Raw genomic sequence first — 226 nt, 5'->3', positions numbered from 1 at the left:
ATGATTACGGAAGACTAAGAGTAGGAGCTGCCATTGGTGTGGGGCAACTTGATAGAGCTGAAGCGTTAGTTAAAGCAGGGGTTGATGTCTTGGTTTTAGACTCAGCACATGGTCATTCTAAGGGAATTATTGACACGGTTATTGCCATTAAAAAACACCTCAATATCGACATTATTGCTGGTAATATTGCCACCAGTGAAGCTGCTGAAGCCTTAATCCAAGCAGG

1 protein-coding gene is annotated in these 226 nt (G+C 42.9%); it reads left to right on the top strand.

Annotated features, from left to right (window positions below):
- The coding region (locus tag ACX9YW_RS23675) for an IMP dehydrogenase (protein ID WP_460351271.1) at window positions 1–226 on the top strand (226 nt) is incomplete at both ends.

This window comes from Pseudoneobacillus rhizolycopersici (assembly GCF_054786815.1).
This window is presented reverse-complemented; position numbering and strand designations above follow the sequence as displayed.